General features: G+C 72.2%; 30 protein-coding genes and 1 pseudogene. 18 read left to right on the plus strand and 13 right to left on the minus strand.

The window, feature by feature from the left end; genetic code table 11:
* Nucleotides 1–12: 12 nt before the first annotated feature.
* Genes GON04_RS13560 through GON04_RS13580 form a run of 5 tightly spaced genes read right to left on the minus strand, consistent with a single transcriptional unit; the run spans nucleotide 13 to nucleotide 4,192 of the window.
* On the minus strand, nucleotides 13–516 hold the full coding sequence (locus GON04_RS13560) for an FAS1-like dehydratase domain-containing protein (protein WP_157398608.1): 504 nt from the start codon (nucleotides 514–516) through the stop codon (nucleotides 13–15).
* Entirely contained in the window at nucleotides 513–1,760 is a 1,248-nt protein-coding gene (locus tag GON04_RS13565; RefSeq protein WP_157398609.1) for a CaiB/BaiF CoA transferase family protein, read from the minus strand. Before GON04_RS13565 ends, GON04_RS13560 begins: the two co-directional genes overlap by 4 nt.
* Nucleotides 1,760–2,899 (minus strand): acyl-CoA dehydrogenase family protein, encoded by a 1,140-nt coding sequence (locus GON04_RS13570; protein ID WP_157398610.1) that lies wholly within the window; start codon nucleotides 2,897–2,899, stop codon nucleotides 1,760–1,762. The genes GON04_RS13565 and GON04_RS13570 overlap by 1 nt, the downstream gene beginning before the upstream one ends.
* A gap of 13 nt (nucleotides 2,900–2,912) precedes the next feature.
* The gene (locus GON04_RS13575) at nucleotides 2,913–3,359 is read right to left on the minus strand and encodes a MaoC/PaaZ C-terminal domain-containing protein (protein ID WP_157398611.1); all 447 of its coding nucleotides are present in this window, start codon (nucleotides 3,357–3,359) and stop codon (nucleotides 2,913–2,915) included.
* A 26-nt stretch (nucleotides 3,360–3,385) separates the two neighbouring features.
* Entirely contained in the window at nucleotides 3,386–4,192 is an 807-nt protein-coding gene (locus GON04_RS13580) for an enoyl-CoA hydratase/isomerase family protein (protein ID WP_338050965.1), read from the minus strand.
* Between the two features lie 184 nt (nucleotides 4,193–4,376).
* On the opposite strand from GON04_RS13580, the gene GON04_RS13585 reads away from it, so the two are divergent.
* Nucleotides 4,377–5,192 (plus strand): helix-turn-helix domain-containing protein, encoded by an 816-nt coding sequence (locus GON04_RS13585; protein ID WP_181654062.1) that lies wholly within the window; start codon nucleotides 4,377–4,379, stop codon nucleotides 5,190–5,192.
* Nucleotides 5,192–5,986 carry an IclR family transcriptional regulator gene (locus GON04_RS13590; RefSeq protein WP_157398614.1) on the plus strand — a complete coding sequence of 265 codons (795 nt, stop codon included), beginning with the start codon at nucleotides 5,192–5,194 and terminating at the stop codon, nucleotides 5,984–5,986. The genes GON04_RS13585 and GON04_RS13590 overlap by 1 nt, the downstream gene beginning before the upstream one ends.
* A gap of 17 nt (nucleotides 5,987–6,003) precedes the next feature.
* On the opposite strand, the gene GON04_RS13595 is transcribed toward GON04_RS13590, so the two are convergent.
* The 3 genes from GON04_RS13595 to GON04_RS13605 all read right to left on the minus strand — a co-directional run bounded on the left by GON04_RS13595 (nucleotide 6,004) and on the right by GON04_RS13605 (nucleotide 7,489).
* On the minus strand, nucleotides 6,004–6,273 hold the full coding sequence (locus tag GON04_RS13595; protein ID WP_157398615.1) for a hypothetical protein: 270 nt from the start codon (nucleotides 6,271–6,273) through the stop codon (nucleotides 6,004–6,006).
* A gap of 386 nt (nucleotides 6,274–6,659) precedes the next feature.
* Nucleotides 6,660–7,064, minus strand: a complete 405-nt coding sequence (locus GON04_RS13600; protein WP_157398616.1) for a hypothetical protein — start codon at nucleotides 7,062–7,064, stop codon at nucleotides 6,660–6,662.
* Between the two features lie 113 nt (nucleotides 7,065–7,177).
* Nucleotides 7,178–7,489: a hypothetical protein gene (locus tag GON04_RS13605; RefSeq protein WP_157398617.1), complete on the minus strand. Its 312-nt coding sequence runs from the start codon at nucleotides 7,487–7,489 to the stop codon at nucleotides 7,178–7,180.
* Between the two features lie 192 nt (nucleotides 7,490–7,681).
* Here GON04_RS13605 and GON04_RS13610 point away from each other — a divergent pair, with 192 nt between their 5' ends.
* Nucleotides 7,682–8,797: an NADH:flavin oxidoreductase/NADH oxidase gene (locus tag GON04_RS13610; RefSeq protein WP_157398618.1), complete on the plus strand. Its 1,116-nt coding sequence runs from the start codon at nucleotides 7,682–7,684 to the stop codon at nucleotides 8,795–8,797.
* Between the two features lie 644 nt (nucleotides 8,798–9,441).
* Here GON04_RS13610 and GON04_RS13615 read toward each other — a convergent pair.
* The 4 genes from GON04_RS13615 to GON04_RS13630 form a co-directional block, all read right to left on the minus strand.
* Entirely contained in the window at nucleotides 9,442–10,425 is a 984-nt protein-coding gene (locus GON04_RS13615; RefSeq protein WP_157398619.1) for a Bug family tripartite tricarboxylate transporter substrate binding protein, read from the minus strand.
* Nucleotides 10,426–10,507: 82 nt separating this feature from the next.
* A complete protein-coding gene (locus tag GON04_RS13620; protein ID WP_157398620.1) occupies nucleotides 10,508–11,383 on the minus strand; it encodes an SMP-30/gluconolactonase/LRE family protein in 876 nt (291 codons plus the stop codon).
* Between the two features lie 11 nt (nucleotides 11,384–11,394).
* Nucleotides 11,395–12,288, minus strand: coding sequence for an SMP-30/gluconolactonase/LRE family protein (locus GON04_RS13625; RefSeq protein WP_157398621.1), 894 nt, complete (start codon nucleotides 12,286–12,288; stop codon nucleotides 11,395–11,397).
* Entirely contained in the window at nucleotides 12,278–13,978 is a 1,701-nt protein-coding gene (locus tag GON04_RS13630; RefSeq protein WP_157398622.1) for a thiamine pyrophosphate-binding protein, read from the minus strand. Before GON04_RS13630 ends, GON04_RS13625 begins: the two co-directional genes overlap by 11 nt.
* Nucleotides 13,979–14,085: 107 nt before the next feature.
* On the opposite strand from GON04_RS13630, the gene GON04_RS13635 reads away from it, so the two are divergent.
* From GON04_RS13635 to GON04_RS13655, 5 genes are all read left to right on the plus strand, one after another.
* Nucleotides 14,086–15,006 (plus strand): LysR substrate-binding domain-containing protein, encoded by a 921-nt coding sequence (locus tag GON04_RS13635; RefSeq protein WP_157398623.1) that lies wholly within the window; start codon nucleotides 14,086–14,088, stop codon nucleotides 15,004–15,006.
* A gap of 116 nt (nucleotides 15,007–15,122) precedes the next feature.
* Nucleotides 15,123–16,091, plus strand: coding sequence for a tripartite tricarboxylate transporter substrate binding protein (locus GON04_RS13640; protein WP_157398624.1), 969 nt, complete (start codon nucleotides 15,123–15,125; stop codon nucleotides 16,089–16,091).
* Nucleotides 16,092–16,095: 4 nt separating this feature from the next.
* Nucleotides 16,096–16,671: a cupin domain-containing protein gene (locus GON04_RS13645; RefSeq protein ID WP_157398625.1), complete on the plus strand. Its 576-nt coding sequence runs from the start codon at nucleotides 16,096–16,098 to the stop codon at nucleotides 16,669–16,671.
* Nucleotides 16,658–17,206 (plus strand): cupin domain-containing protein, encoded by a 549-nt coding sequence (locus GON04_RS13650; protein ID WP_157398626.1) that lies wholly within the window; start codon nucleotides 16,658–16,660, stop codon nucleotides 17,204–17,206. Before GON04_RS13645 ends, GON04_RS13650 begins: the two co-directional genes overlap by 14 nt.
* A gap of 133 nt (nucleotides 17,207–17,339) precedes the next feature.
* Complete coding sequence (locus GON04_RS13655; RefSeq protein ID WP_157398627.1) at nucleotides 17,340–17,681, plus strand: hypothetical protein; 342 nt, start codon at nucleotides 17,340–17,342, stop codon at nucleotides 17,679–17,681.
* 42 nt (nucleotides 17,682–17,723) lie between these two features.
* Here the strand turns inward: GON04_RS13655 and GON04_RS13660 are convergent, their stop codons facing one another.
* On the minus strand, nucleotides 17,724–18,623 hold the full coding sequence (locus GON04_RS13660) for a LysR substrate-binding domain-containing protein (protein WP_181654063.1): 900 nt from the start codon (nucleotides 18,621–18,623) through the stop codon (nucleotides 17,724–17,726).
* Between the two features lie 66 nt (nucleotides 18,624–18,689).
* Here GON04_RS13660 and GON04_RS13665 point away from each other — a divergent pair, with 66 nt between their 5' ends.
* The 10 genes and pseudogenes from GON04_RS13665 to GON04_RS13710 all read left to right on the plus strand — a co-directional run.
* Nucleotides 18,690–19,511 carry a TauD/TfdA dioxygenase family protein gene (locus tag GON04_RS13665; RefSeq protein WP_157398629.1) on the plus strand — a complete coding sequence of 274 codons (822 nt, stop codon included), beginning with the start codon at nucleotides 18,690–18,692 and terminating at the stop codon, nucleotides 19,509–19,511.
* Nucleotides 19,512–19,670: 159 nt separating this feature from the next.
* The gene (locus GON04_RS13670; protein WP_157398630.1) at nucleotides 19,671–20,414 is read left to right on the plus strand and encodes a hypothetical protein; all 744 of its coding nucleotides are present in this window, start codon (nucleotides 19,671–19,673) and stop codon (nucleotides 20,412–20,414) included.
* Between the two features lie 25 nt (nucleotides 20,415–20,439).
* Nucleotides 20,440–21,420 (plus strand): Bug family tripartite tricarboxylate transporter substrate binding protein, encoded by a 981-nt coding sequence (locus tag GON04_RS13675; RefSeq protein ID WP_157398631.1) that lies wholly within the window; start codon nucleotides 20,440–20,442, stop codon nucleotides 21,418–21,420.
* A gap of 6 nt (nucleotides 21,421–21,426) precedes the next feature.
* Nucleotides 21,427–22,527, plus strand: coding sequence for an LLM class flavin-dependent oxidoreductase (locus tag GON04_RS13680; RefSeq protein WP_157398632.1), 1,101 nt, complete (start codon nucleotides 21,427–21,429; stop codon nucleotides 22,525–22,527).
* Between the two features lie 11 nt (nucleotides 22,528–22,538).
* Nucleotides 22,539–23,375: a 3-oxoadipate enol-lactonase gene (gene pcaD, locus GON04_RS13685; protein ID WP_198349293.1), complete on the plus strand. Its 837-nt coding sequence runs from the start codon at nucleotides 22,539–22,541 to the stop codon at nucleotides 23,373–23,375.
* A gap of 38 nt (nucleotides 23,376–23,413) precedes the next feature.
* Nucleotides 23,414–24,370: a LysR family transcriptional regulator gene (locus GON04_RS13690; RefSeq protein WP_157398634.1), complete on the plus strand. Its 957-nt coding sequence runs from the start codon at nucleotides 23,414–23,416 to the stop codon at nucleotides 24,368–24,370.
* 58 nt (nucleotides 24,371–24,428) lie between these two features.
* Nucleotides 24,429–24,959, plus strand: coding sequence for a flavin reductase family protein (locus tag GON04_RS13695; protein ID WP_157398635.1), 531 nt, complete (start codon nucleotides 24,429–24,431; stop codon nucleotides 24,957–24,959).
* A 116-nt stretch (nucleotides 24,960–25,075) separates the two neighbouring features.
* Nucleotides 25,076–25,444, plus strand: a complete 369-nt coding sequence (locus GON04_RS13700) for a PA2779 family protein (protein ID WP_157398636.1) — start codon at nucleotides 25,076–25,078, stop codon at nucleotides 25,442–25,444.
* Nucleotides 25,445–25,582: 138 nt separating this feature from the next.
* The gene (locus GON04_RS13705) at nucleotides 25,583–25,792 is read left to right on the plus strand and encodes a hypothetical protein (protein ID WP_157398637.1); all 210 of its coding nucleotides are present in this window, start codon (nucleotides 25,583–25,585) and stop codon (nucleotides 25,790–25,792) included.
* 199 nt (nucleotides 25,793–25,991) lie between these two features.
* Nucleotides 25,992–26,282, plus strand: a pseudogene (locus tag GON04_RS13710) (RNA recognition motif domain-containing protein); the annotation flags it as partial.
* Between the last annotated feature and the right edge of the window lie 66 nt (nucleotides 26,283–26,348).

The following is a 26,348-nucleotide window of genomic DNA, read 5'->3' on the forward strand; positions in this document are numbered from 1 at the left end:
GCGTTGTCTCCTTCATGTTGTCTGCCGGCCTTTGACCATGCGCAGGGGGTTGTAGGTGGCCACCACCTCGCCGCGCTGGTTCACCACGCGGTTGAAGGTGCGCAGCAGGCCGCGGCCGGGCTTGCTGGTGGCGCGCGCCTCGGCCACCTCGCACTGCACGTGCAGGGTGTCGCCGGCGACGGTGGGCTTGAGGATGCGCAGGTCGCATTCGAGGAAGGCCATGCCGGTGCGCTGCATGGTCGACTGCATCAGCAGCCCCTCGCAGATGCAGAACACCAGCGAGCCGGGCACCGGACGGGCACCGATCTTCGACTCGGCCTGGATGTACTCGAGGTTGGTGAACATCTCCTCGACCATGCCGGTCACGCCGACGAACAGCGTGATGTCGGCCTCGGTGATGGTGCGGCCCAGGGTGCGGAAGCGCTGGCCGATCCGCACGTCGTCCCAGTGCAGGCCCATGCCCATCACGGGCGCCTGGTCCCAGCCGGTGTCGGCGCTGGCGGTCGTGGTGCTCATCGTGTGAAGTCCTTGGTGACGCCCTGGCGGTCCCAGGCGCGCAGTTGCTCGTCGTCGGCGCCCAGCACGCGCCGCAGCACCTCGCCGGTGTGCTGGCCCAGCGCCGGCGGGCCGTTGCGGTACTGCACCGGGGTGTCGGAGAAGTGGATCGGGTTGGCGACCGAGGGCACTTCGCCGCAGCGCAGGTGCGGCAGGTCCAGCCGCCCGCCGCGCGAGCGCAGCTGCGGGTCGGCGAACACGCGGTCGATGGTGTTGATCGGCCCGCACGGCACGTCCACCGCCTCCATGGTGGCCACCCACTCGGCGATGGTGCGGGTGGCGATGACCTCGGCCAGCAGCGGGATGAGGGCGGCGCGGTTGGCCACCCGCAGCGCGATGGTGCGGAAGCGCGGGTCCTCGCTGATCGCCGGCTGGCCCATCGCCTGCGCCATCTTGCGGAACTGGGTGTCGTTGCCCACCGCCAGGATCAGGTGACCGTCGGAGGCGCGGAAGGCCTGGTAGGGGGCGATGTTGGGATGGCCGTTGCCCATGCGCTGGGGCACCTGGCCGGTGGTGAGGTAGTTCATCGCCTGGTTGGCCAGGCAGGCGGCCTGCACGTCCAGCATGCCGATGTCGATGTGCTGGCCGCCGCCGCCCTGGTCGCGGTGGCGCAGCGCCGCCACGATGGCCAGCGCCGCGTACATCCCGCTCAGGATGTCGGCCAGCGCCACGCCGGCGCGCTGCGGCCCGCCGCCCGGCGCACCGTCGGGCTCGCCGGTCACGCTCATGAGGCCGCCCATGCCCTGGATCAGGTAGTCGTAGCCGGCCCGCTCGGCGTAGGGGCCGGTCTGGCCGAAGCCGGTGATGGAGCAGTACACCAGCTGGGGCAGCTCGGCGTGCAGCGAGGCGTAGTCGAGGCCGTATTTGGCCAGGCCGCCGACCTTGTAGTTCTCGATCAGCACGTCGCACTTGGCGGCCAGCGCCCGCACCAGCTTGCGGCCTTCGGCGCTGGCGATGTCGATGGCGACCGATTCCTTGCCGCGGTTGCAGGACAGGAAGTAGGCCGCGTCGGCCTCCTCGCCGGTCTGGGCGTCGTGCACGAACGGCGGCCCCATGCGGCGGGTGTCGTCGCCGCCGTTCGGGTTCTCGATCTTGATCACCTCGGCGCCCAGGTCGGCCAGGTTCTGGGTGGCCCAGGGGCCGGCCAGGATGCGCGTCAGGTCGAGGACGCGGACGCCGGCGAGGGGGAGCGCAGCGGCGGCCATCAGATGCGCAGCGCCTTGGCGATGATGGTGCGCTGGATCTGCGAGGTGCCGCCGCCGATGGTGGCCTGCATGCCCTCGCGGAAATAGCGCTCCATGTCGGCCTCCGGCAGCATGCCGTGGCCGCCCAGGATCTGCATGCCCTGGCGGGTGACCGTCTGCAGCGTCTCCGAGGCGATCAGCTTGGCCATGCTCACCTCGCGCGTGCACGGCACCCCGCGCGAGGCCATGTCGGCGGCGCGGTAGACCATCAGCCGCGCCGCGTCGACGGCGGTCTGCATGTCGGCCAGCATGTGGCGGATGACCTGGAACTCGTAGATCGCGCGCTCGAACTGGATGCGCTCGTGGGCGTACTTCAGCGCGTCGGTCACGGCCTGCTGGGCGTTGCCCACGTAGGCCGCGGCCACCGCGATGCGCTCGAGCTCCAGGTGGTCGGTGATGATGTGCCAGCCGTCGCCCGCCTGGCCCAGCAGGTTGGCGTCGGGCACCACGGCGCCGTCGACGAAGATCTCGGTCGTGCCGGTGGCGCGCCGCGCCATGGTCGGCAGCCGGCGGATGTCCAGCCCCGGGGTGTCGTTGGGCACCAGCAGCACCGACAGGCCGTGGTGCTTCCTGGCTTCCTTGTCGCTGCGCACCAGCATCGCGATCACCACGTTCCTGGCCGCCGCGCCGGAGCACCACAGCTTCTGGCCGCGGATGGTCCAGCCGTTGTCGCCGTGCTCGGCGCGGGTGCGGGTGGACGCGGCGTCGGAGCCGGCCGAGGGCTCGGAGATGGAGATCGAGAACCGCAGGTCGCCGCGCATGAAGGCCGGCAGGTACTTCTCCCGTTGCTGCGGGGTGCCGAACTTCACGATGTTCATGCCGGTGAAGGTCGACACCATGAAGGCGGTGGCGAAGTCGAAGCCGTAGCGCGCCAGGCCCTCGCACATCAACGCGTAGTCGAAGATGGTGCCGCCGTCGCCGCCCTGCTCCTCGGGGATCAGCAGGCGCAGCCAGCCGAGCCGGGCCACCTTCTCGTAGGCCTCGTAGGGATAGGCGCGCTCGGTGTCGCAGGTGCGCACGTACTCGCGCCCGATCTCGTTTTCCATCACGCGGGCGACGGTGTCGCGCCACAGCACTTGTTCGTCGGTCAGGAAGTCCATGGTCATTCGTTGGTCACTCGGCCGGCAGGCGCTCGCGGCGGATCAGCAGGCTGAACTCGCAGCTGAGCACGGTTTCGTCGCGCTGGTTGACGGCGGTCAGGCGCGTGGTGGCGATGCCGTGGCGTTCGCCCTTGTCGCGCAACGCGATCACCTCGCTCTCGGCGTGCAGGGTGTCGCCGATGAAGGTGGGCTTGAGGAAGCGCAGCTTGTCGACGCCGTAGAAGGCCTCGACCACCGCCGGCTCGAAGCCGAACAGCGCGTTGGCCACGACGAACACCAGCCCGCCCTGCACCACGCGCTGGCCGTAGAGCGATTTCTTGGCGTACTCGGCGTCGGCGTGGATCGCCAGCCAGTTGCCGGTCAGGCCGCAGAAGTTGACGACGTCGGTTTCGGTGATGGTGCGACCGCGCGACCGGGCCTTCTGGCCGATCGCGAGCTCGCCGTAGGGCAGCTGGATCATGCGGGTGCTTCTTTCGGGGTGGGTGCTCAGCGGCCCTGCCAGCGCGGCGGCCGCTTCTCGGCGAAGGCGCGCGGGCCTTCCTGGGCGTCCTCGCTGGCGTAGACGGCGCGGTGCTGCTCGCGCGAGCGGGCATAGCCGGCCTGAGCGCCGAGCTCGACGCTGGCCAGCAGGCCGGCCTTGGCGGCCTGGACCGACAGCGGCGCGTTGGCGGCGATGGCGCGGGCGTAGCCGAGCGCGCGCTCGCGCACCGCCTGCGGCGTGGCCTCGACGGCATTGAGGAAGCCGAGCGCCAGCAGGCGCTCGACCGGCAGCATCTCGGCGGTGGTCACCAGCTGCATCAGCACCGCCAGCGGCAGCATCGCCACCATCGGCGCGGCCCAGGGCGTGCCACGGCCCACCTTGGCCTCGGTGATGCCGCCGCTGGTGCCGGCCAGCCCGACGCGCAGGTCGGCGTTGGCCGCCAGCACCATGCCGGCGGCGGTGAAGTGGCCGGTCATGGCGGCGATGACCGGCACCCGCACCTGGCGCATGCGCTCGTAGAACGGGTCGTCGAGCAGGTCGAGGATGTCGCGGCCGGTGCTGCGCCGCAGCTCGGCCGCCTCCTGCAGGTCCATGCCGGCGCAGAAGGTGCCGCAGTCGGCGCTGGTGAGGATGACGGCCCGGATCGCCGGGTCGGCATCGATCTGGCCCCAGAGCTGGAACAGCCGGCGGTTGGCGGCCATCGACAGGGCGTTGCGCCGCTCGGGGCGGTTGAGCGTCACGGTGGCGACGCCGTCGGCGACGGCGAACTGGACCGTGAAATCGGCCTCGGCAGACGGGTTGGCAGGTGTCACGGGGCCCGATGCTACGTCCATCTTCTGTTCCGTCAACTGGAATTCCGTTACGGTCATGACGCCTCTGGCCGCCATCGACGGCGGCTGCTGCCATATTCCAAAACGGCTCCCCAGATCCGCTTGGCAAGCCCGGCACGAGCCGATACGATGCCGCATTCCTTTTTGTTCATTCAAATTCCATTCTGTGAGCAGCTCTCTCGGTGTTTACCCTGAAGGGGCCGATGACCGGTCCGACGGCGGGGTGCGGGTGCTGGCGCGCGGCCTGGTGCTGCTGCAGGCCTTCAGCCCGCGCAACCAGCCGCGTTCCAACGGCGATCTGGCCGAGCTGTGCGCGCTGCCCAAGGCCACGGTCTCGCGCATCACGGCCACGCTCACCCGGCTGGGCTACCTCGACTACCTGCCCGGGCCGGCGCAGTACCGGCTCGGCTACGGCGCGCTGGCGCTGGGGTTCGGCGTGCTCTCGACCCTGGACGTGCGGGTGCGGGCGCGGGCCCACATGCAGCGCTTCGCCGAGCAGAACGACCTGCTGGTGGTGCTGGCCGTGCGCGACCGGCTGGCCATGGTGTGCCAGGAGGTGTGCCGCGGCCGCGGCGCCCTGACCATCCGGGTCGGCGTGGGCTCGCGGCTGGCGCTGCCGCATTCGGCCATGGGCCGGGCCTGGATCGCCTCGCTGCCGCCGGCCGGCTACGAAGCCCTGCTGCGCGAGCTGCCGCCGGCCTACGACCCCGCCGCCCTGCGCCCGCATTTCGAGGAGGCCGCGACCGAGATCCGCGCCAGCGGCTACTGCGTGACCGTCAGTTCGCTGGAGCCCGACGTGAACAGCCTGGGCACCCTGGTCGACCTGCCGCAGGCGCCCGGCCAGTACGTGCTGGGCTGCTCGGTGCCGGCGTTCCGCTACCCGCCCGAGCGCTGCCGGCAGGAGATCGGGCCGCGCCTGCTGGAACTGCGGCAAGCGATCCAGGACGACCTGGCCGCCGGCCTGCTGCAGGGGGAGGCCTGATGCGGCGGCGCACGGTTGCGCTGGCCGCTGCGGGCCCGGCCGGCGGCGACGACAAGATCGATTCGCTGCAGCGCGGGCTGGAGGTGCTGCGCTGCTTCCAGCCCGGCGAAGGCCTGCTGGCGGTGGCCGACATCGCCCGCCGCCTGGCACTGCCCAAGCCGACCACGCGCCGCCTGCTCGACACGCTGGCGCAGCACGGCTTCGTGCTGCGCTCCCCCGGCGGCGAGAGCTACGGCCTGCACGTGGCCAGCTTCGTGGTTGGGCAGGCGGTGCTGAACGGCTCGCCCATGGTGCGCCAGGCGCAGCCGCTGCTGCAGGGCCTGGCCGACCGGTTCGCGGCCCACGCCCTGCTGTGCGTGGGCGACCGGCGCGACATGCTGGTGCTGGCCCACCGCGCCGCCCCCGGTGCGCCGGCCTGGTCGGTCGGCGCCGGCCTGCGGCTGCCGATCGCCGACACCGCGGTGGGCCATGCCTGGCTGTGGGCCCAGCCGGCGACGGTGCAGAGCGCGTGGATGGCGCACCTGCGCGAGGCCGGCAGCGGCGGCGCGGCCGAGGTCTGGAAGGCCTTCCACACCATCGAGGCCTCCGGCACCTGCGAATCGGTCCGCCCGGAGCGGCGCCAGTCCCTGCTGCTGGCGGCACCGGTGGTGTGGCGCGACGGCGCGACCGCGGTGCTCGCCTGCGCGTGCGGCGCCGATGCCGAGGCGGCAGCGCAGCTGCGCCCGGAGGTGTCGCGGGCGCTGGTCGAGGCCGCGGCGGTGCTGCGCGACCAGGTCGGCCGGTCCGGCGCCTGAGCGCCGCCAGCGGCCGCTCAGGCGCCGGCGGTCAACGGCGACGCGCCGTCCTGGCCGCGATCGCGCAGCAGCCGCGCGTGCTGGTCGGCGATGTCCAGCAGCTGCGCGTAGCGGGCCTCGCAGATGTCCTGCTGGGTCGCGATGGCGGCGAAGAGGGCCGCCAGTTTCGGCGACTGCGCAAACTGGCCGCTGCCGGGCGGCGGCAGCTGGGCGCGCAGGCGGTCCAGTTCGTCGCGCGCACCGGACCACGACGCGTACGCCTCGAAGAGCTTGTCGTGCAGGTTCATGCGGTGGGCGCGCGGCCGGCAACCCCGACGGCAGGTGCGCCGGACTGGCGTCGCCGGCGCGGCTGTGCCGCACGGGCGAACGTGGGAATGCAAAGCCACTCTAGCCCCTTCGGATACCCCTGGTCCGCGGATGCCGCGGGACTGCCCACCCTTGCCCGTCGTGGCGGGCTTGACCCGCCATCCATCGCCCGGCCGTCCTCCACGGCGCAGCCTCGTTGCGGAGATGGTGCCGGGTCGAGCCCGGCATGTCGATTCGGAGGTCAGGATGGGGCCGTCGAGGCGTGCAGCGGCTGCGCTGCATGGCCCGAGAACGACGACGCCCGCCGGGCCGGAGCCGGGCGGGCCGTCGTCGCAGGCCTCGGCGCCACCGCGGTGGCGCCATCCGCTCACTGCACCAGGGCAGGGGTGCCGCTGGCCAGGGTGGCCGGCACCGGCGTGGCGACGCGCGTCACGATGGCGCCGCTCTGGCCGCCTTCGTACACCTGCGTGCCGCCTTCGCGCAGCGAGGCCAGCGCCTCGGCGCGCACGTCGCTGCGGCTGCGGGTGCCGGTGAAGCGCGCGTTGATGGCGCGCTCGGTCTCGCCCTGGTGGCCGCTGCGTGAGTTGATGTGGCGCGCGGCCTCGTTGCCCTGGGCGCGCACGGTGGCGCGGTCGAGCGTGCTGGCCACGGGCGCGGCGGTCGCCAGCGCATTGGCCGACTGGCCGCCCTCGAATGGGCCGGCGAGCTGGGCCGAGGCGAGCTGGGCGCCCAGGGCGAGGGCGGCGGCGAGGGTGAGTTGGAGCTTCTTCATGGTGGGTCCTTGGATGCGTGAGAGGGAAACGAACGGGGGATCGGGAAGTGCGGAGCCGTGCTCACCGCGCCATGACGGCACGCGTCAGGGTGTGGTCAGCGCCGGCCGTGCGCTCATTCGAAGGAGGTGGCGGCTTGCGCGCCGAGCTCGCGGCCGACGCTGGCGGCCTCGGCGCGAACCTCGTCGCGCGTGCGGCTGGGCGTGAAGTGCCGGTTGCTGGCCTGCTCGACCTCGCTTTGCTGGCCGCTGCGCGAATCGACCGCGACGGCGGCGTTGGCGCGCGGGCTGGTCGCCGAGACCAGCGGCTGACCGAGAGCGAAGGCGTTGGCGGACTGGCCGCCCTCGAACGGCACGCTGGCCTGCGCGGCGGCGAATTGCGATCCCAGGGCCAGGGTGGCGGCGAGGGCGATGTGGAGCTTGTTCATGGTGTGTCCTTTGCGTTGTCGGTTGAAGGTGAACCAAGAATAGGAACGACACCGCCCGGCAAAAAGAGCGGCTTGCTCAACGCGGTATTGCTGGAACTGAAACGATCGGGCCGCAGCAACCCCACGCCGCCACCGCGCAAGACCCGGTGGCACACTCGCCCGCTCCCGCTCCCGCGCCCCGCCCCTTCACCCATGCCCCATCTTTTCACTCCCTGGCAGCTCGACGGTCTGCAGCTGGCCAACCGCATCGTCGTGGCGCCCATGTGCCAGTACTCAGCGGTCGAGGGCAACGCGACCGACTGGCACCTGCTGCACCTGGGCCACCTGGCGCTGTCGGGCGCCGGCCTGCTGGTGCTGGAGGCCAGCGCGGTGTCGGCCCAGGGCCGCATCTCGCCGCAGGACCTGGGCCTGTATTCCGACGCCAACGAGGCGGCGCTGGCGCGCGTGCTGCAGGCGGTGCGCGCCCACTCGCCGATCGGTGTCGCCATCCAGCTGTCGCACGCCGGCCGCAAGGGCTCGAGCCGCGCGCCCTGGGACGGCGGCGTGCAGATCCCGGCCGGCGCGCCGGACGGCTGGCAGACCGTGGCGCCCAGCGCCTGGCCGCACGCCGCCGGCGAGGACGCGCCGCTGGCCCTCGACCAGCGCGGGCTGGCGCAGGTGCGGGACGACTTCGCCGCGGCCGCGCGCCGCGCCGCCCGCCTGGGCTTCGACGGCATCGAGCTGCATGCGGCGCACGGCTACCTGCTGCACCAGTTCCTGTCGCCGCTGGCCAACCGGCGCGAGGACGCCTACGGCGGCAGCCTGGACAACCGGATGCGCTTTCCGCTCGAGGTGTTCGATGCGGTGCGGGCGGCGTTCCCGGCCGGCAAGCCGGTGTGGGTGCGCGTGTCGGCCACCGACTGGGTGGACGGCGGCTGGGACCCCGACAGCACGCTGCGCTTCGCCCAGGCCCTGCAGGCGCGCGGCTGTGCCGCCGTCCACGTCTCCACCGGCGGCGTCTCGCCGGCGCAGAAGATCCCGCTCGGCCCCGGCTACCAGGTGCCGTTCGCGCAGCGCGTGAAGGAGGTCACCGGCCTGCCCACCATCGCGGTCGGGATGATCACCGAGCCGCAGCAGGCCGAGGCCATCGTGGCGCAGGGCCAGGCCGACGCCGTCGCGCTGGCCCGCGCCATGCTGTACGACCCGCGCTGGCCCTGGCACGCGGCGGCGCTGCTCGGCGCCCACGTCACGGCGCCACGCCAGTACTGGCGCTCGCAGCCGCGCGAGCACAAGGATCTGTTCCAAGGGGCGCACTTCGGGCAGCGCTGAAAACCCTCCCAGGCAGGGAACCCTCTCACCCCAACCCTCTCCCCCGAGGGGGAGAGGGAGCGGAGCTTCAAGATGCGATGGCGGCTCGCATTTGCGCGCGCCGTGCCTGCGGGACGCGCCTCCCGACGCGGCTCCCCCGGGTCTGGTCATAGCGGGATCGACCCGCATCCAATCCAGCGGTTGCGCAAGGCTTTCGCTGGGGTCAGGACTGCCCGGGGGGTGCGCGGCAGGGGGCGCCTGGCAGGGCCTCATGGTGTGCCGGTCGCCGCCTCGCTGCGCGCGCGGCGACTGCGCCGCGTCGAGCGCAGGCCGGGGCTTGCCGGCTCCAACTCACTGCGCGCTGCGCGCTCGGTTCAGACAAGGAGCCGGAGTCAATTCACGATGCGCGCTGGACGCGCGCTGCGCCCCGGCCCGCCTGACGCGGCCGTCCCACAAATCGTGCCCTGCCAGGCACCCCCTGCCGCGTGGAGAGGCTCGCGCGGATCACCGAGGGCGCGCACCACGCCCTGCCCCTGATCTCGTCATGGCGGGCTTGACCCGTCATCCATCTCCCGACCGTGGCCCGGGGGCGGCATGACTTCGGAGGTGGATGCCGGATCAAGTCCGGCATGACGACATGTGTTCGTGACAGGACCGACGGCCGTTCAATCCGCGGTGATCTTCGCCGCCTGGATGGTCTTGGTCCAGAAGGCGGTCTCGCGCTGCACCAGCGCGGCCAGGTCGGCCGGCGGCAGGTAGCGCAGGTCGATGCCGGCCGCGGCCGCCCGCGTCCTGGTCTCGGGCAGTTCCAGCGCCTGCTTGATGGCGCCGGTGAGCTTGGCCACCACGTCCGGCGGCGTGCCGGCGGGCGCGAAGATGGCGACCCAGGCCTCGAGTTCGAAGCCGGCCAGCCCGGCCTCGGCGGTGGTGGGCACCTGCGGCAGCGCGGGGTGGCGCACCTTGCTGGTGACCGCCAGGCCACCGAGCTTGCCGGCCTGGATGTGGCCCATCACCGAGGGCGGCGTGGTCATGAACACCTGCACCTGTCCCGACAGCACGTCGGCGATGGCGGCACCCGAGCCCCGGTACGGGATGTGGACCATGCTGGTGCCGGTCTGCATCTTGAACATCTCGGTGCCCACGTGCGAGAGCGAGCCATTGCCCTGCGAGGCATAGCTCAGGCGGCCGGGGTTCTTCTTCAGGTAGGCGATGAACTCGGGCAGGGTCTTGGCCGGCACCGAGGGATGGATCGCGATCACGTTGGTCGCCGCCGTGATCAGCGCCACCGGTGCCAGGTCGGCCTGGGACCACGGCATCTTGGGAAACAGCGACGGGTTGCCCACGTGGTAGGCCGAGTAGGACGTGAGCAGGGTGTAGCCGTCCGGCGCGGCCCGCGCCACCATGCCGTAGGCCACGTTGCCGCTGGCGCCGCCGCGGTTGTCGACCACCACCGACTGGCCCAGGATGCGCTGCAGCGGCTCGCCCAGCAGGCGGGCCGAGCCGTCGACCAGCCCGCCGGGCGGGTTGGGCACGACCAGCGTGATCGGCTTGGCGGGAAAGCCCTGCGCGGCCGCGAGGCCGCAGGCGCCGGTTGCCGCGGCGGCGGCGGCCCAGGCCAGCAGGGTGCGCCGGCGGGATGGTGTGGTCATGTCTCGCTCCTGGTGGCTGCTGCGCGGCGGCATGGGCCGGCGCAGCAGCGTTGTACACCAGGAGCGGGCGGCGCCGCGCGCCTCAGGCGTCCATGCGGCTGCGGTACAGGTGGCCGTCGCTGCCGCTCACGTAGAGCGAGCCGCCGCCCACCGCGCAGTGCATCGGCAGGCACTCGCCCGGCAGCGCATGCACCTGCGCCAGCCGGCCCTCGGGCGTGAACAGGTACACCGACGGCCCCGGGCCGACGCCGGGCGCGCCGCCGCAGCCGACCACCCAGCCGTCCTCGCGCAGGCACAGGCCCTCGATGCCGCGGTGCACGCCCGTGTGGTCCTCGCCGAAGCGGTGCAGCACCCGGTACGGCCCCACCGAGCCGTCCGGCCGCAGCGGGTAGGCGCGCAGCTCGCGCGGGCCGGCGCGGCCCACCTCGCCCTCGCCGACGAACAGCAGCCGCTCGTCCTGCGACAGCAGCACCGCGCGCGGCGCCACCGTGTCGGCGGTGACGCGCCGCATCACCCACTGGCGGCGGTCGTCCTTCTCGATGCGCATCACCGCCGCCGGCTCCAGCAGCGGGAAGATGCGCGGGCCGAACACCTGCACGCCGGTGGGCGAGTCGCAGAACCAGACGCGCTGCTGCCGGTCCACGGCCAGGCCGGCCGGGAAGTTGTGGATGGCACCGGCGAAGCGGGTCGCGGTGACCTGCGCGCTGCCGTCGGGCAGCAGCTCGATCACCCGCCGGCCGCTCTCCTGCGCCGCGAACACCGAACCGCCCGGCGCCACTGCCAGCCCGTTCACGCGCCCGGTGTAGCGGCGGAAGTCGCTCACGGCGCCGCTGGCCGGGTCGTAGCGCCGGATCACGGTCTCGTCGGGCAGCGCGAACAGCACGCCGCTGCCATCCCAGGCGACGCCGGTCGCCGGTCCCTTGCCGCCGGCGGCGACACGTTCGAAAGTCCAGGCCATGGTCGCCCTCCTCACCAGACGGCCACGCCGGGAATGCCCAGGCGGGTGCGGTACAACGAGCTGTACGAGGTGATGTACAGCGTCTGCCAGTCGTCGCCGCCCCAGGCCATGTTGGTGGCGTGGCCCGGGATGCGGATGCGCCCGAGCAGGCGGCCCGACGTGTCGATCACGTGCACGCCGCCGGGGCCGGTGCAGTACACGTTGCCGCGGCTGTCGACCTTCATGCCGTCGGCCACGCCGGGCTCGCTGCCCGTCATGCGGTGGAACACCCGGCCGTTGGCCACGCTGCCGTCGGCGCGCACGTCGTAGACGTTGATCAGCGCCTCGCGCGTGTCGTTCACGTACAGCAGCGACTCGTCGGGCGAGAAGGCCAGCCCGTTCGGGTAGCTGATGTCGGGGATGACCAGCTGCACCTCGCGGCCGTCCGGCGCCAGCCGGTACACGCCCTGCACGTCGAGGTAGCGCTGCACATCCTCGGCCACCATGCCGGGGATCCCCAGCCCGCCGGCCGAATCGGTCCACCAGACCGAGCGGTCGGAGCGCACCACGATGTCGTTCGGGCTGTTGAACTTGCGCCCCTCGTAGGTCGAGGCCATGGTGGTGAGGCTGCCGTCGTGCTCGAAGCGGAACACGGTGCGGTTGCACCAGCCGGCCACGGTCAGCCGGCCCTCGCGGTCGAAGGTCATGCCGTTGGCGTGGCCGGACGGCTTCATCACCACCTCGCGGCCGGCGCCGGCCTTCCAGCGCCAGATGGTGCTGCCGATGATGTCGACCCAGTACAGCCAGCCGCTGCGGCGGTCCCACACCGGGCCCTCGCCGAACTGCAGGCCGTGCGCGATCAGGTCCAGCGGCGCGTCGGCCGACGCGATGGCCGCGAACTCGGGGGTGCGGGCATCAATATCCACCGGTGCCTCCCGGGATCCAGGCGCGCGGCGCGAACGCGTCCACGCCGCTCACCACATCCACCACCACCGGCCGGTTCATCGCCAGCGCCTGCTCGAGCGCGCCGCGCAGCTCCGACGGGTGGGTCACGCGGATGCCCTCGCAGCCGAGCGAGCGCGCCACCTCGGCGAAGTTGGTGTCGCGCATCCGCCAGAGGTCGTCGACGCGCGCATTGGCGGCCGACTTGCCCGGGTACACGTTGTCCCAGAGCGGGATCTCCTGGTTCAGCGCGCTGTTGTTGTTCACCACCACGACCAGGTTGATGCCGAAGCGCGCCGCCGTCTCCAGCTCGGCCAGGTGGTAGTAGAAGGCGCCGTCGCCGGTGAAGCAGATCACGGCGCGGTCGGGCAGGGCGCACTTGACGCCCATCGCCCCCGGGAAGCCCCAGCCCATCGAGCCCGCACAGCGGATGTAGCGCTGGTCCGGTTGCGTGAGTTCCAGCATGGCGCCGGTCCACATGCCCGAGTGGCCGGTGTCGGAGACCACCACGCCATCGGGCGGCAGCAGGTCGGAGATCTCCTTGCAGATGCGCTCGGGCCGCAGCGGCGCGGCATCGGAGGCGCGCAGCGGCTCGAACTGCGCGCGCCAGTCGGCGACCAGCCCGGCGGTGCGGGCGTTCCAGGCCGCGCGGTCGGTCGGCGGGCGGTCGGCGGCCAGCGCCAGCAGGCGCGCCAGCGTGGCCTTGGCGTCGCCCTGCAGCGAGACCACGTTCGGGTAGTTTCGGCCCAGCTCGACGCCGTCGATGTCCAGCTGGATGACGCGCGTGCCGCGCGGCGGCACCTGCCAGTCGACCGTGGTCTGGCCGCCGGTGCGGCTGCCGATGAAGAACACCAGGTCGGCCTCGCACACGGCCTGATTGGCGCAGGCGCGCGAGTACGAGCCGACCACGCCGACCGACAGCGGATGCCGCTCGGGGATCGTGCCCTTGCCGTTGAGCGTGGTCGCGACCGGGAGCGACAGCGCCTCGGCCAACCGCAGCACCTCGGCGCGCGCATCCGAGGACGCGACGCCGCCGCCGGCGACGATGAGCGGGCGCTGCGCCTGCAGCAGCTGCGCGAGCGCGGCGCCGATGTCGGCCTCGTCGGCCACCGGCCGGAACGGCGGCAGCCGGCCGAAACGCGGCTCGGCCAGCGGCTCCATGTCGGCGCTCTGGTAGGCGACGTGGCCGTGCGGGCCCTGCACCTCCAGGTGCACCGGGCCCGGCGCGCCGGTGGTCGCGGCGCGAAACGCCTGGCGCAGCAGGTCGGGCAGGCGGTCGACCCGCTCGACCCGCGCGTTGAACTTGGTCACCGCGTCGAACTGCCCGAGGTCCTCGACCTCCTGGTAGCCGTTGCGGTAATGGGCCGCCGGGGCCGGCCCGCCGGACAGCGCGATCACCGGCGCGCACGCCATGTAGGCGTCGCGCAGGCCGGCCGCGAGGTTGGAGCCGCCGATCTGCTGCGCCATGCAGATGCCGGGGCGTCCGCTGGCGCGCGCATAGCCGTCGGCCATGTAGGCGGCCGATTTCTCGCCGTGGGTCATGATCCGGCGCACCGGCATGTCCTCCATCTCGGCCAGCACGCCCAGCAGCATGGCGGGGATGTAGAACACGTGCGACACGCCGTAGTCGCGCAGCATCTCGGCGATCAGCCGGGAGCCAGTCATCGTCGTCATCGAAGGGATTCCAAAAGCACGGGGAGCGCGGATGCTAGGGCCGGCCGTCGATAGCCGAAAGGAAGTTTTGTCTATCGGACGATTCCCTCTCGTTATAGTCACGCCCCATGACCCTGCAGCAACTGCGCTACCTGTGCGGCGTCGTCGACCACGGCTTCAGCGTGTCCAACGCCGCCCGCGTCCTCTTCACCTCGCAGCCCGGCATCAGCAAGCAGATCCAGGCGCTGGAGCAGGAGCTGGGCATCGAGATCCTGATCCGCCAGGGCAACCGCATCACCGGCACCACGCCGGCCGGCGCCGAGGTGGTGGAGATGGCCCGCCGCACGCTGCAGAGCGCCGAGAACATCCGCCGCATCGGCGGCGACCACGCCCCGCGCGACAAGCTGCGACTGGTGGTCGCCACCACCCACATCCACGCCCGCTACGTGCTGCGGCCGGTGATCGCGCGCTACGTGCGCGAGCACCCCGAGGTGGAGCTGGTGCTGCGCCAGGGCTCGCCGGCGCAGATCGAGCAGTGGGTGGCCTCGGGCGACGCCGACCTGGGCGTGGGCGGCAACACGCCCGACCCGCTGCGCGAGCTGGTGTTCCTGCGCTGCGGCGAACTGCAGCGCAGCGTGCTGGTGTCGCGCGACCACAAGCTGCGGCGTGCCCGCAGGATCAGCTTCGCGCTGCTGGCCGAATACCCGCTGATCACGCTGGACGTCAGCTTCTCGGGCGGCTCGGCGGTGATCAACGGCTTCGCCGAGGCCGGCATCACGCCCACCATCGTGCTCACCGCCACCGATGCCGACGTGATCAAGTCGTACGTGGCGCTGGGGCTGGGCATCGCGGTGCTGCCGACCATCGCCTACGAGCCCGAGCGCGACCGCGAGCTGGCGGCCATCGACGCCAGCCACCTGTTCAAGCCCACCGTCACCCAGCTGCAGCTGCGCCGCGGCAGCTACCTGCAGGCGCACATGATCGACTTCATCAGCACCGCCTACCCGCGCTGGACCAAGCGCGCCATCGCCGACGCCCTGGCGGCGTGAGCGCCGGCGGCGCACCATAACCGCACGGAATGGCGCCATAGGAACAAGTTCCTTCGCCGCATGGTCGCGCGCCCGTAGGATCGCCGGTCCACCCTTGCACCGCTGACCGACTGCCCATGCTCCGTCCGTTCCGCCGGCTTCCCCTCGCCGCCACCCTGGCTTCCGTGCTGGCCCTGCTCGCCGCCGGCCCGGCCCGTGCCGACTACCCCGACAAGCCGATCCGGCTGATCGTCGGCCCGGGCCCCGACATCCTGGCGCGCATCATCGGCGAGAAGCTGACCGCCGCCTGGGGCCAGCCGGTGGTGGTCGACCAGCGCCCGGCCGCCGGCGGCGTGGTGGCCGGCGACTCGGTGGCCAAGGCCGCGCCCGACGGCTACACGCTGCTGCTGTCGACCGGCTCGTACACCGTCAACAGCGCGCTGCGCGCCAAGGCGCCGTACGACTTCCAGCGCGACCTCACGCCGGTGAGCCTGATGGCCACCCTGCCCTTCATCCTGGTGGTGCACCCGTCGGTGCCGGTCAAGGGCGTGAAGGACCTGGTGGCGCTGGCGCAGTCCCAGCCCGGCAAGCTGAACTACGCGTCGTCGGGCAACGGCACGCCCTCGCACCTGTCCGGCGAGATGCTCAAGCAGATGGCCAAGGTGGACATCGTGCACGTGGCCTACAAGGGCGCGGCGCCGGCCCTCACCGACGTGCTGGGCGGCCAGGTGCAACTGAGCTTCCTGCCCGCACCCACCGCGCTGCCGCTGGTCAAGTCGGGCAAGCTGCACGCCATCGGCGTGAGCAGCCCCAAGCGCTACGCCGCGCTGCCCGACGTGCCGACGATCGCCGAACAGGGCTACCCCGACTTCTCGGTGGTGGGCTGGAACGGCATCCACGTGCCGGCCAGGACGCCGGCGCCGGTGATCGACAAGCTCAATCGCGAGATCGCGGCGATCCTCAAGCAGCCCGAGGCGCGCGAGAAGGCGGCCGGCGCCGGCTTCGAGGCGGTGGGCTCCTCGCGCGAGGAGTTCGAGGCCTTCGTCAAGGCCGACATCGCCAAGGCCACGGCCGTCATCAAGGCCGGCAACATCCAGCCGGACTGACGCCATGCCCGTGCAGATGAAGCCGATCCGCCGGATCGTGACCGGCGAGGATGCCGACGGCCGCTCGCGCGTGCTGTGGGACAGCGCCGCCCCCAACGTCAATGTCGGCAAGGTCGCCGCCAGCGCCGGCATGACCGACGTCTGGGTGTTCCCCGACTGCCCGGCCCCGGTGCGCGGCGACCGCGACGACGGCAACCTGCCGTTCGCGTTCGACCCGCCGGCGCGCGGCGGCCACCTGCGGCTGGTGCACTCGGCCGGCAAGGAGCCCGGCTACGACCCGGCCGCCGACACCACCGCCGTGCCGCTGCACGAACCGCGGCTGCGGCCCAACGGCCACACCTGGGACCGCGGCGGCCAGAACGCCTACAGCTCGCCGGTGCACCGCTCCGAGACGATCGACGTGGGCGTGCTGGTGGAGGGCCGGCGCACGCTGCTGCTGGACGACGGCGCCCACCCGATGGAGCCGGGCGACATCGTGGTGCAGCTGCGCAACTGGCACGGCTGGACCAATCCGGATGCGCCCAGCATCATGGCCTTCATCATGATGGGCGGCACGGCCGGTGGCGATGACGATCGCTGAGCGGCCCCTGCGCCGCCTCGTCACCGTCGACGGGCCCGACGGCCGCTCGTTCCTGCTCGCCGACGGCGCCGTCGACGACGTCCTGCACGACCCGGCCCGGCCCGGTTTCTCGCTCACCCGCATCTGGGCCACCGACGGCACGCCGGCGCTGGCGCTGGCGGCCGAACAGGTGCGCGCCATGGCCTGGTCGCTGGGCGCGCCGACCCACGGCTCGGTGTTCCGCGTGCTGGTGCTGCCGCCCGACGCCGGCTGGCGCGCGACCACCACGCCGGCGCAGGTGCAGGCCTGGTTCCGCTCGGCCGGCTCGCCCGAGGCCTGGTGCGGCCCCGACGCCCCGCATCCCTACATGCAGAAGACCCGCACGCTCGACCTGTGCGTGGTGCTCGAGGGCGAGCCGACGCTGGTGCTGGACCACGGCCCCGTCACGCTGGCGCCCGGCGACACCGTCGTGCAGCGCGCCACCCGCCACGCCTGGAGCAACCGCACCGAGCGGCCCTGCGTGGTGGCGATCTCCTCGCACGACGCGGCCGCCTGAGGCCGGCTCCGCGAACGGCTTAGTCGACCTGCGCCGACAGGCCGCGCGGCCGCTGGCCGGTAGCGCGGCCAACGCATCCGATCTGCAATGGTCACACGCGCCCATCCCGGGCGCACTGTGTGAAGGAGCCACCATGCAAGCCGATCAACTGAAGGAACGGATCAACCGCATCGAGCAATGCGCCGACGACGCCAAGCGCGCCGTGCAGGCCGGCTCGGTGCCGCCCGAGCTGCGCCAGCAGGTCGACCAGCTGCACCAGCAGGCGCGCCAGGCCAAGCAGGACTGCGACAGCCAGCAGCAGATGGGCCAGTCGCAGGACAAGATGCGCCAGCAGGTGATGCAGCTCGAACAGACTGCCGACCGCGCCAAGCAGGCCTGCAGCACCGCCAGCAACCTCGACCCGCAGGCGAAGCAGGCCGTGCAGCGCGCGCACGACGAGATCTCCAGCCTGAAGAAGCAGATCCAGATGGGGTGAGGCCGGGGCGCCTCGACGCGTGCGCGCCGGCAACGCGCCCGCTCAGGCCGCCGGTTCGGCCATCAGCTCGCCGCACAGGTCGACCAGCCGCTGGGCGGCGGGCGAGAGCGAGAAGCCGCGGATGGTGACCACGGCGATGGTGCGGCTGAGCACCGGGGCCAGGATGCGCACCGCCTTCAGCGGGGTGCGCCGGGGCACCGCGACGGCCGGCAGCATGGCCACGCCCAGGCCGGCCTCGGCCATCGCGACCAGGGTGGCGACGCTGGTGAATTCGTAGTTGGACTGCACGACCAGCCCCTGGCCGCGCAGCGCATCGTCCAGGTGGCCGCGGAACAGGGTCGCGTCCGACAGGGTGAGCAGCGGCAGCCGGGCCAGCTCGCGCAGCGAGATGCCGGTGCGGCCGCGGTCGCGGTAGCTGCGCGGCAGCAGCGCCCGGTATTCGTCCTCGAACAGCGGGGCGAAATCGAGCTCGCCGGGCCGCTCGGGCACCGGGCCGATGCCGAAGTCGACCTCGCGCCGCCGCACCGCTTCCAGCAGCCCGGCGTGGGTGAGTTCGCGCACGTGCAGGGTGATGCCCGGGTACTGGGCAGCGAAGCGGGTGAGGATGGGCGGCAGCCGGGTCGCCGCCACCGTGGGCACGCAGGCGAAAGCCAGGTGGCCGTGCAGCACGTGGGCGGCCTGCTGGATGCGCGCCAGGCCCCCGTCGAGCTCGGCCATGGCCTTGCGCGCGCTGATCAGCAGCTGCTCGCCCTCGCGCGTGAGGTCGACCCGCCGCGTGGTGCGCTGGAACAGCGCCACCCCCAGCTGCTCCTCGAGCTGCTTGACCTGCATGCTCACGGCCGGCAGCGACAGGTGCAGCTGGTCGGCCGCCTTGCGGAAGCTGGCGTTCTCGGCCACCGCCAGGAAGGTGGCGAGCAGCTTGAGGTTGATGCGGTTGTTCACGAAACTTGAACAATGCCTCAGATCATTTGAGTTGTCCATCGCGCGGGCGCTGCCTACGATGGCGCCATGAAGATCCGACAAGTGGCTGGCGCCCTGGGCGCCGAAGTGACCGGCCTGCGGCTGGACCGACTGACCGACGGCGAGGCGGCCGAGGTGCGCCAGGCGTTCCTGCGCCACGGCGTGCTGTTCTTCCGCGACCAGATGCTGGAATCGGCGCAGTTCCTCGCCTTCGCCCGCCAGATGGGCGAGCCGACGTTCTACCCCTTCGTCAAGGGCCTGCCCGAGGCGCCCGAGATCATCGAGGTGAAGAAGCTCGAGCACGAGAAGGTCAACTTCGGCGGCGTCTGGCATTCCGACACCACCTACCTGGAAGAGCCACCCAAGGGGACGATGCTGCTGGCGCGCGAGGTTCCGCCGTTCGGCGGCGACACCCTGTTCGCCAGCCAGCACGCCGCCTACGACGCCCTGTCCGACCGCATGAAGGCCATGCTCGAAGGCCTCACCGGCATCAGCAGCTCGGCCAAGGCCGACGTCTCCAAGACCCGCGAGGACCGGATCAAGGAAGACGGCACCAGCGAGGCGAAGAAGGATTACCAGGCCGAGCACCCGGTGGTGCGCACCCACCCCGAGACCGGCCGCAAGAGCCTGTACGTGAACGAGGCCCACACCGCCGGCATCAAGGAACTGCCGGCCGCCGAGGGCGAGGCGCTGCTGCAGTTCCTGTTCAAGCACCAGGTGCGGCCGGAGTTCACCTGCCGCCTGGTCTGGCAACCGGGCTCGATGGCCTACTGGGACAACCGCTGCGTCATGCACAACCCGGTCAACGACTACCACGGCTACCGCCGGCTGATGCACCGCATCACGCTCAAGGGCGACCGGCCGCGCTGAGCGCGCACGCGCCCCGGCCGGCACGGCCGGGGATGGACATGAGGTGCGGCGGCCGCGCCGTCCGCAGTAGCCGGCCTGATGCCCGGCATCAGATCACCTGATTTGCCCCGCCCCCGGGGCACCGATACGCTGCCGCAGGACTGACACCTGCGGGGCACGATGAGCGAAGCGATCTGGGCGAGCTGGTACGACCTGGAGCCGGGCGAGCAACCGGCCTTCCTGGACTGGGCGCACGCGCACTGGCTGCCCTGGCTGCAGCAGCGGCCCGGCATCGGCTGGGTGGCGCACTACCGCGGCGTCGGGCACGGCCCGGCCCTGGCCACGTACCACGACATCGCCGGCCATGCGCCGGACGGCGAGACCGGCACCGGCACCCAGTTCGTGGTGCTGGCCGGCGCCGCCGGCTCCCACACCTTCTACCGGCCCCTGCTCGAGCGGGTCGCCATGCCCGACGGCTTCGCCGCCATGCTGGCGCGCCGCCGCGGCCTGCGCCAGGCCGTGCTGGTCGAGGAGGCGCGGGTCAACGGCCCGGCCCTGCTGGCGCGTCCGCCGGGCGCCACGCCGGCACCGGCGATCCAGTTCGGCACCTACCGCATCCGCACCGTGGAAGAGGAGCAGGACATCAACTGCTGGTACGCGCACCAGCGCTTCCCGCTCATGGCGCGCATGCCGGGCAGCGTGATGACGCGCAAGTTCGTCACCTCGACCGGCTGGGCCAAGCACGGCATCCTGTACGAGTTCGAGTCGCTGGCGGCGCGCACGCGCCACTTCGAGGAGCCGGAGGAATCCAAGGTGGTCGACACGGCCGAATGGACCGGCCGCATCGTGCGCACCACGCTGCACACGCCCGGCTCGCCCTTCGTCGGCGAGCGCACCTGGCCGCCGGTGGAGCAGCCGGCCTGAGCCCCCCAGAAGAGGAGACACCCCCATGACCCCTTTCCTGCGCCGCCGCCAGCTGCTGGCGGCCACCGCCGGCGCCGTCGCGCTGCCGCTGGTGGCCCGCGCGCAAACCTGGCCGTCGCGGCCGATCACCTTCCTGGTGCCGCTGCAGGCCGGCAGCGCCGGCGACGTCGTGATGCGCGCAGTGGCGCAGAAGATGGGTGAGTCAGTGCGCCAGCCGGTGGTGGTCGAGAACCAGGCCGGCGTGGCCGGCCTGCTCGGTGCGGAAAAGATCTCCGGCGCGCCGCCCGACGGCTACCTGCTGGGCGGCATCAGCGACAGCGTGCTGAACTACGCCGCCCAGTTCAACGACAAGCCCCGGGTCGATGCCCTGGGCGGCTTCGAGCCGGTGGGGATGGTCGCCAACGTCAGCTGGGTGCTGGTGGTGCATCCCTCGCTGGGCGTGCGCACGCTGAAGGACTTCCTGGCGCTGGCCAGGCAGCGGCCGGGGCGCATCGACTACGCGTCGGCCGGCACCGGCAGCCCGCACCACATCTCGATGGAACTGCTCAAGGCCAGCAGCGGCATCTCCCTCACCCACATCCCCTACCGCGGCGCGACCCAGAGCATCACCGACCTGGCCGGCGGCCAGGTCGGCGCCGCGATGTCGGCGGTGTCGGTGGTGCTGCCCTTCGTCAAGGACGGCCGGCTGGTGCCGCTGGCGGTGCCGCAGGCGCAGCGCTCGGCGCTGCTGCCGGACGTGCCCACCTTCGCCGAGGCCGGACTGCCGGGGTTCCAGTTCTCGACCTGGGTCGGCCTCTACGCGCCCAGGGGCACGCCGCGCCCGCTGGTGGCCCAGATCAACACCGAGCTGCGCAAGGCGCTGGCCGATCCCGCCCTGCGCGAACGGCTGCTGCCGCTGGGGCTGGAGCCATCGCCCTCGTCGCCGGAGGAGCTGCGCGAACTCACCCGCAGCGGCCACGCCCGGGTCGGCAAACTGATCAAGGACATCGGCATCAAGCCGGAATAGGACACCATGAAACTGGGCATGTTCATGATGCCGCTGCACCCGTTGCACCGGAACCCCACCCGCACGCTGCAGGAGGACCGGCAGGCCGTCATCCTGGCCGATCAGCTCGGCTTCCACGACGCCTTCGTCGGCGAGCACCTGACCGACCAGGCCGAGAACGTCACCAACTCGCTGATCTTCCTGGCCACGCTGATCGCCGAGACGCGCTCGATCAAGCTGGCCACCGGCACCTCCAACCTGTCGCACATGCACCCGGTGCTGGTGGCCGCGCATGCGGCCATGTTCGACCACCTGGCGCAGGGCCGCTTCATCTTCGGCATCAGCCCGGGCGCGCTGGTGTCCGACGCCGAGGCGCTGGGCATCCTCGAGCAGGACCGCAACCAGCTGTTCGCCGAGGCCATCGACGTCATCCTGGCGATCTGGGCCGGCGAGCCGCCGTACGACATCGAGCTGCCGGGCAACCGCTTCAAGGTCACGACCCGTACCACCCAGGTGCCGGCCATCGGCATGGGCGTGATGTCCAAGCCGTTCCAGCAGCCGCGGCCCGAGATCGTGGGCACCGTGGTGGCGCCGTTCTCCAAGGGCGTGATCGCCATGGGCCAGCGCGACTTCCACCCGCTGTCGGCCAACTTCCTGCTGCCGCAGTGGCTGCCCAGCCACTGGGCCAACTACGCCCAGGGCAAGGCCAACGCCGGCCTGGCGGCCGACCCGGCCGACTGGCGGGTGGCACGCACCATCTTCGTGGCCGACGACGCCGCCACCGCGCGCGCCTACGGCCGCGACGACGCCAACAGCCCCTACCGCTTCTACTACTCGCAGCTGTACACCAAGCTGAAGAAGGCCAACCGGCACGAGGTGTTCAAGGAGCGCCGCGACCAGCCCGACGACGAGGTCACGCTGGACCGCATCCTCGACCGGCTGGTGATCGCCGGCACCGTCCCCGAGGTGGTCGACCAGATCCTCACCCTGCGCGACCAGGTGGGCGACTTCGGCGAGCTGGTCTACGCCGGCATGGACTGGGTCGACGAGGCCCTGGGCCGCCGCTCCATGCAGCTGATGGCCGAAGAGGTGATGCCGCGCGTCAACGCGGCCATCGCCGGGCGCTGAGCATGGCGGCCTTGCCTCCATCGCCATCCGCGGTGCACGCCGACGGCGGGCGCTGCAACGTGCACGGCGCGGCCATCGCCTACCGGCTGCAGGGCCCGGTCGACGCGCCGGTGCTGATGCTGGGCAACAGCCTGGCGGCCGACCTGGAGATGTGGGACGGCAACCTGCCGGCGCTGGGGCAGCACTTCCGCGTGCTGCGCTACGACATGCGCGGCCACGGCGCCTCGTCGACGCCGGCCGGGCCCTACACGCTGGAACTGCTGGCCGACGACGCCATCGCGCTGCTCGACGCCCTGCGCATCGACAAGGTCCACTTCGTCGGCGTGTCGCTCGGCGGCATGGTCGCGCAGCAGCTGGCGGCACGCTATCCCAACCGCATCGCCAGCGTGGTGCTGTGCGCCACCATGAGCAACCAGGCCGCGCCGGCCGCCTGGGACGAGCGCATGGCGGCGGTGCGGCGCGGCGGCATGGAAGCCATCGCCGAGGCCACGCTGCAGCGCTGGTTCACGCCGGCCTTCCACGCCGAGGCGCCGCAGGCGCTGGCGGCCGTGCGCCGGATGGTGCTGGCCACCCGGCCGGAGGGCTACCTGGGCTGCGCCGCCGCGATCCGCGCGCTGGCGCAGGACGCCCTGCTGCCACGCATCGCCGGCCCCTGCCTGGTGCTGGCCGGCGAGCACGACGGCGCCGCCACGCCGGCCATCGCCCAGTCCCTGGCGCAGCGCATCCCGGGCGCGCAGCTGCACGTGGTGCCGGGGGCGGCGCACCTGCCGAACATCGAGCGCCAGGCCGCCTTCGACGCCCGCGTGCTGGCCTTCCTCGCGGACGCCACCGCCGCGACCGGCCGCTAAACTGCGCCGGCGTCGCCGGTCGCGCGACGAGGTTGCCCATGGTCCCCAGCCTGCGCGAGATCCGCCTGTTCGTCGCCGTCTACGAGGAGCAGTCCTTCACCGCCGCCGCGGTGCGCGAGCACGCCACGCAGTCGGGCGTGTCGCAGCACATCAAGAACCTGGAAGACCGCCTGGGCGTGCAACTGCTGGACCGGCAGAAGGGCGTGCGGCCGACACCGGCCGGCAGCGCCTACTACCTGCGCTGCCTGGAGGTGCTCAAGGCGCACGCGCTGGCCCGCCGCACGCTGGACGAGTTCTCGGCCGGCCTCTCGGGCGAGGTAGTGGTCGGCCTGATGCCCACCATGACGCGCTCCATCGTCGCGCCGGCGGTGCAGGCGTTCGGCGCCCGCCATCCCAACGTGCACGTGCGCATCGTCGAGGCCTACAGCGCCGTGCTCACCAACGCGCTGCGCGCTGGCGAACTCGATTTCGCCATCGTGCCGCGCCCGGGCGGCGGCGCCACCGGCATCCGCGCCACGCTGTTCGCGCGGACGCCCGAGTTCCTGGTCTCGGCGCCCGGCGGGCCGCTGGTGCACGGCGCCCCGGTGCGGCTGGCCGACCTGCAGGGGCTGCGGCTGGTGGTGCCGGGCGAGGCCAACGCGCGCCGGCCGCTGCTGGAGCAGTACTTCGCCAGCCATGGCGTGGCGGTGGCGGCGCGGCTGGAGTTCGACACCATGCTGGGCACGCTCGACCTGGTGGCGCGCAGCGACTGGCGCGCCGTGCTGCCGGGCGTGTTCGTCTCGCGCGACGTGGCCTCTGGCGCCTTCACGCTCAACCCGCTGGCCAACCCGGCACTGCTGCTGGACCTGGTGCTCATCGAGCCGGAACGCCAGCCGCTCTCGGCCGCCGCCGCCGCCTTCCTGGACGCGCTGCGCGAGGTGACCGACGCCGCCAACCTGGTGGCGGTGCGCATGGCCGACGGCGGCGCGGACGCGGCGGCCGATCAGCGCGCCTGATACGCCCGATCAGGACTGCTCATTTCCCTGCCGGCCGGCCCCGGCCTAGGCTTGCCCCATGCAAGCCCACGCCAGTGCGATCGATCCCGGGGAACTGCGCCGCGCCTTCGGCAGCTTCGTCACAGGGGTCACCATCGTCACCGCGCTGGATGCCGGCGGGCGCCCGGTCGGCCTGACGGCCAACTCGTTTGCCTCGGTCTCGCTCGAACCGCCGCTGGTGCTGTGGAGCCAGTCGCTCACGGCGCCCAGCCACCCGGTGTTCCGCGGCGCCGAACGCTTCGCCATCAACATCCTGGCCGACGACCAGGCCGGCCTGTCGGACCGCTTCGCCCGTGGCGGCACCGACAAGTTCAGCGGCGTCACGGTGCGCGAAGGCCTGGGCGGCGTGCCGCTCATCGACGGCGCCGCCGCCCTGCTCGAGTGCATCCGCGTCGCCACCTACCCGGGCGGCGACCACGCCATCTTCCTCGGGCGGGTGGAACGGTTCGAGCGCCACGGCCGTGCACCGCTGGTGTTCGCCGCCGGTGCCTACCACGCGATCGGCGCGCCGGGCGCCGCGCGCAGCCCGGCCCTGCATCCGGTGAGCTGACCGGGGCGCGGCATCCGGGCCGACGGGCACACGGGATCGGCACCGACAGCGGCGCCCCGACCGGCCCGGGGCCGCCTCGGTATATTTGGCTTGGTCGATCCAAACGGAGTCCAAGCATGCAATCGCGTTCGCGCCTGGGCCGCCCCCTCCGCTGGGGCTTGCCGCTCATCCTGGCGTTGCAGTTACCCCTCGCGCAGGCCGACCTGATCGGCCCGGAAGCGGCGATGCCCGAACCGGCGACCAGCCAGCTGGAGGCCGACCGGGCCAAGGTGCAGGAGTTCCTCGACAAGGCCAACGTCAAGGAACGCCTGCAGGCCATGGGCGTCAGCGGCGTCAACGCCAGCCAGCGCGTGGATGCGCTCACCGAGCAGGAAGTGCATGCGCTGGCGCAGCGCATCGACGGCATGCCCGTCGGCGCCGCGCTGAGCCAGACCGACCTGATCCTGATCCTGCTGGTCGCGGTCCTGATCATCGTCGCGATCTGAGCGGTGCGAGGGCGCCGCCGGCGCCGTTCACGGCCGGTCGCCGCAAGCCCATCCATGAACCGGGCCGCCGCGTCAAGCGCGGCGGTTGCCGCCACGGGTCATTACACCGTCACCGATGGGTTCCGGCGACACTGCCTCATGCACAGCAATTCCCGATCCCTGACCCCCGCCGACCTGTCCGACGACTTCGATGACGGCCCGCGCCCCGCGCGCGAGCTGGCCCTGGAACGCAAGGCCATGGAGGAAGACATCGCCAAGCGCGCCTGGATGGCCGATTCGGCGCACCAGCTCGCCGGCCGCATCCCGACCTCCGTGTTCGCCCTGGGCGACCTGGCCACCGGCCGCTGACCCCAGCGCCTGCCGGTCTTTCCGCCGAGCGGCCAGCGCCGACGGCCCGACAGGCGCATAATGCCGGGACGCCCCGAACAGTTCGGGGCGTTGTTTCTGCGGTGACCAGTCTGCTTCGCGCTCCCGAACCCTTTACCCATGAGTTTGTGATTGCATCCCGGCTCCATCCGTGGCTCAAAACCCTTTGAATGGAGTCCTCATGGGCAACAAACTTTACGTGGGCAACCTGCCCTATTCCTTCCGCGACAGTGACATGGAGCAAGCCTTCAGCCAGTACGGCTCGGTGGCCAGCGCCAAGGTCATGATGGACCGCGACAGCGGCCGTTCCAAGGGCTTCGGCTTCGTCGAGATGTCCAGCCCCGCGGAAGCGCAAGCTGCCATCCAGGGCCTGAACGGCCAGGACGTCGGCGGCCGTGGCCTCGTCGTCAACGAAGCCCGCCCGATGGAGCCGCGCGCTCCTCGCGCCGGCGGTTTCGGCGGCAATCGCGGCTACTGATCCTTCCAGCGCGCGGCACGGTCCCGTTGCGGGCCTGCCGCTTCCCGCGCCGCAACCGGC

The sequence above is a fragment of the Ramlibacter pinisoli genome (genome assembly GCF_009758015.1).
In the GTDB taxonomy this organism is placed as follows: domain Bacteria; phylum Pseudomonadota; class Gammaproteobacteria; order Burkholderiales; family Burkholderiaceae_C; genus Ramlibacter; species Ramlibacter pinisoli.

Bases quoted from the DNA above. Each gene is read 5' to 3' on its own strand.
- GON04_RS13560 (WP_157398608.1), bottom strand. From the start codon at position 516: ATGAGCACCACGACCGCCAGCGCCGACACCGGCTGGGACCAGGCGCCC.
- GON04_RS13565 (WP_157398609.1), bottom strand. From the start codon at position 1,760: ATGGCCGCCGCTGCGCTCCCCCTCGCCGGCGTCCGCGTCCTCGACCTG.
- GON04_RS13570 (WP_157398610.1), bottom strand. From the start codon at position 2,899: ATGGACTTCCTGACCGACGAACAAGTGCTGTGGCGCGACACCGTCGCC.
- GON04_RS13575 (WP_157398611.1), bottom strand. From the start codon at position 3,359: ATGATCCAGCTGCCCTACGGCGAGCTCGCGATCGGCCAGAAGGCCCGG.
- GON04_RS13590 (WP_157398614.1), top strand. From the start codon at position 5,192: ATGCGGCGGCGCACGGTTGCGCTGGCCGCTGCGGGCCCGGCCGGCGGC.
- GON04_RS13595 (WP_157398615.1), bottom strand. From the start codon at position 6,273: ATGAACCTGCACGACAAGCTCTTCGAGGCGTACGCGTCGTGGTCCGGT.
- GON04_RS13600 (WP_157398616.1), bottom strand. From the start codon at position 7,064: ATGAAGAAGCTCCAACTCACCCTCGCCGCCGCCCTCGCCCTGGGCGCC.
- GON04_RS13605 (WP_157398617.1), bottom strand. From the start codon at position 7,489: ATGAACAAGCTCCACATCGCCCTCGCCGCCACCCTGGCCCTGGGATCG.
- GON04_RS13610 (WP_157398618.1), top strand. From the start codon at position 7,682: ATGCCCCATCTTTTCACTCCCTGGCAGCTCGACGGTCTGCAGCTGGCC.
- GON04_RS13615 (WP_157398619.1), bottom strand. From the start codon at position 10,425: ATGACCACACCATCCCGCCGGCGCACCCTGCTGGCCTGGGCCGCCGCC.
- GON04_RS13620 (WP_157398620.1), bottom strand. From the start codon at position 11,383: ATGGCCTGGACTTTCGAACGTGTCGCCGCCGGCGGCAAGGGACCGGCG.
- GON04_RS13630 (WP_157398622.1), bottom strand. From the start codon at position 13,978: ATGACGACGATGACTGGCTCCCGGCTGATCGCCGAGATGCTGCGCGAC.
- GON04_RS13635 (WP_157398623.1), top strand. From the start codon at position 14,086: ATGACCCTGCAGCAACTGCGCTACCTGTGCGGCGTCGTCGACCACGGC.
- GON04_RS13640 (WP_157398624.1), top strand. From the start codon at position 15,123: ATGCTCCGTCCGTTCCGCCGGCTTCCCCTCGCCGCCACCCTGGCTTCC.
- GON04_RS13645 (WP_157398625.1), top strand. From the start codon at position 16,096: ATGCCCGTGCAGATGAAGCCGATCCGCCGGATCGTGACCGGCGAGGAT.
- GON04_RS13650 (WP_157398626.1), top strand. From the start codon at position 16,658: ATGACGATCGCTGAGCGGCCCCTGCGCCGCCTCGTCACCGTCGACGGG.
- GON04_RS13655 (WP_157398627.1), top strand. From the start codon at position 17,340: ATGCAAGCCGATCAACTGAAGGAACGGATCAACCGCATCGAGCAATGC.
- GON04_RS13665 (WP_157398629.1), top strand. From the start codon at position 18,690: ATGAAGATCCGACAAGTGGCTGGCGCCCTGGGCGCCGAAGTGACCGGC.
- GON04_RS13670 (WP_157398630.1), top strand. From the start codon at position 19,671: ATGAGCGAAGCGATCTGGGCGAGCTGGTACGACCTGGAGCCGGGCGAG.
- GON04_RS13675 (WP_157398631.1), top strand. From the start codon at position 20,440: ATGACCCCTTTCCTGCGCCGCCGCCAGCTGCTGGCGGCCACCGCCGGC.
- GON04_RS13680 (WP_157398632.1), top strand. From the start codon at position 21,427: ATGAAACTGGGCATGTTCATGATGCCGCTGCACCCGTTGCACCGGAAC.
- GON04_RS13690 (WP_157398634.1), top strand. From the start codon at position 23,414: ATGGTCCCCAGCCTGCGCGAGATCCGCCTGTTCGTCGCCGTCTACGAG.
- GON04_RS13695 (WP_157398635.1), top strand. From the start codon at position 24,429: ATGCAAGCCCACGCCAGTGCGATCGATCCCGGGGAACTGCGCCGCGCC.
- GON04_RS13700 (WP_157398636.1), top strand. From the start codon at position 25,076: ATGCAATCGCGTTCGCGCCTGGGCCGCCCCCTCCGCTGGGGCTTGCCG.
- GON04_RS13705 (WP_157398637.1), top strand. From the start codon at position 25,583: ATGCACAGCAATTCCCGATCCCTGACCCCCGCCGACCTGTCCGACGAC.